Source organism: Massilia sp. CT11-108, assembly GCF_047302915.1.
Classification (GTDB): Bacteria; Pseudomonadota; Gammaproteobacteria; order Burkholderiales; family Burkholderiaceae_D; genus Telluria; species Telluria orientalis.
This window is the reverse complement of sequence record NZ_JBKYMO010000775.1, coordinates 1-1,825: the sequence shown is the minus strand read 5'-3', so window position 1 is coordinate 1,825 and position 1,825 is coordinate 1. Positions and strand designations below refer to the sequence as shown.

The 1,825-nt window shown below is 69.0% G+C and carries 1 protein-coding gene and 1 pseudogene; both read left to right on the top strand.

The genetic code is table 11. From position 1 onward, the window contains the following. Window positions 1–1,285 (top strand): glycoside hydrolase family 3 C-terminal domain-containing protein (locus tag ACEN88_RS30530; protein WP_413345754.1); only part of this gene is annotated, 1,285 nt, incomplete at its 5' end. A 19-nt stretch (window positions 1,286–1,304) separates the two neighbouring features. Then, window positions 1,305–1,825 (top strand): annotated as a pseudogene (locus ACEN88_RS30525) (hypothetical protein); the annotation flags it as partial.

Sequence of the window (1,825 nt, the reverse complement as noted above, 5' to 3'; positions counted from 1 at the left end):
CACAGCCGCCTCCATCACGGACGGCGACCCGGTCCCGGCCAGCGCGCTGCTCACGCCGGACGGCAAGCCTGGCCTGCGCGCCGAGTACATCAACGGCACGGATACGAAGCCGGTGCTCGTCCGCACGGAAAAGGGCCTGGAATCGCACGCGCTCCAGTTCAAGGACGTGGCGGACAAGCACAAGGTCGTGTGGACCGGCGCGCTCGTCGCACCCGAGACGGGCACGTACCGCCTCGGCGTGACGGGCGTGAAGGGCGAACTGACGGTCGGCGGCAAGCCCGCCGTGCAGGCGTCGACCTATTCGCAATGGGGCGAACCGCTGAAGCTCACCGACGTGCGCCTCGAGAAAGGCCAGCGCTATCCGCTGCGCTTCCAGGCCGAGACGGGATCCACGGGCGTGCCCGGCCTGTTCTGGAAACGCATCTCGACGGCGCCCGAGCAGGACCTGAAGGCCGGCACCGCGGATGCGGACGTGATCGTCGCCGTCGTCGGCCTGACGTCGGACCTGGAAGGCGAAGAGATGGCCATCAAGGTCGAGGGCTTCGCCGGCGGCGACAAGACGTCGCTGGACCTGCCGGCCGAGCAGCGCGCCCTCTTGGCCCGGGCGAAAGCGCTGGGCAAGCCGCTCGTCGTCGTCGTGATGAACGGCAGCGCCATCGACCTGTCGTGGGCGAAGGACAATGCGGCCGCGATCCTGGAAGCGTGGTATCCGGGCCAGTCCGGCGGCGCCGCCATCGCCGACGTGCTGACGGGCCGCACCGATCCGGGCGGACGCCTGCCCCTCACCTTCTACCGCAGCATCAACGACCTGCCGCCGTTCGACGATTACTCGATGCAGGGCCGCACCTACCGCTACTACGCGGGCACGCCCGTGTATCCGTTCGGCGCCGGTCTCTCGTACACGACGTTCGGCTATGCGCCGCTGCGCATCGAACCGGTCGCTGGAGCGCCCGAGAACGGCATCGTCGTCACGACGGAAGTCGCCAACACGGGCAAGCGCGACGGCGACGAAGTGGCGCAGTTGTACCTGACGCCGCCCGCGTTCGAGGGCGCGCCGCGTGTCGCGCTGCGTGGCTTCCAGCGCGTGCCGCTGAAGGCCGGCGAGCGGCGCAAGATCAGCTTCACGCTGTCGCCGCGCGACCTCAGTTTCGTCACGAGAGACGGCGTCCGCCAGCTCACGCCCGGCCAGTACAAGCTGAGCGTGGGTTCCGGCCAGCCGGGCACCGGCGTGGCGCAGCAGGACGGCACGCTGACCTTGAAACAGACCGTCGTGCTGGCGCAATAACCATAACAAAGGAGACTACATGATGAAGACCAGACTGTTGATTGCCACCGTCATCGCCTATGCGCTCGCGGCACCCGTCCACGCGCAGAACGACAAGATGACGCCCATCGCGGCGCCCGCGCAACCGAACGCCATCGTGCTGAACACGGGTCCGCTGCCGGGTGCGAAAGCGCAGGAGAGCTGGCACAGCCAGTACGGCAGCGTCTTCGCACGCAACGTCACGGTCGCGACCCTGACGCCGTTCCTGCCCGACCCCGCGAAGGCGACCGGCGCCGCCGTGATCGTCGCGCCGGGCGGCGGCTTCCGTACGCTGTCGATGAACAACGAGGGCTGGGACGTGGCGAAGGCGCTGGCCGACAAGGGCGTCGCCGCGTTCGTGCTGAAGTACCGCCTGAACCAGACCCCGCAGGACATGGATGCGTTCGCGGACGAGATGGCGAAGATGTTTTCGGGCGCGTCCCGCCCGAACCGTCCGCCGACCGACAATCCGGCCGTGACGCTGGCGCCGCAGATCGCCGACGCGCGCGCCGCGTTCGCGCT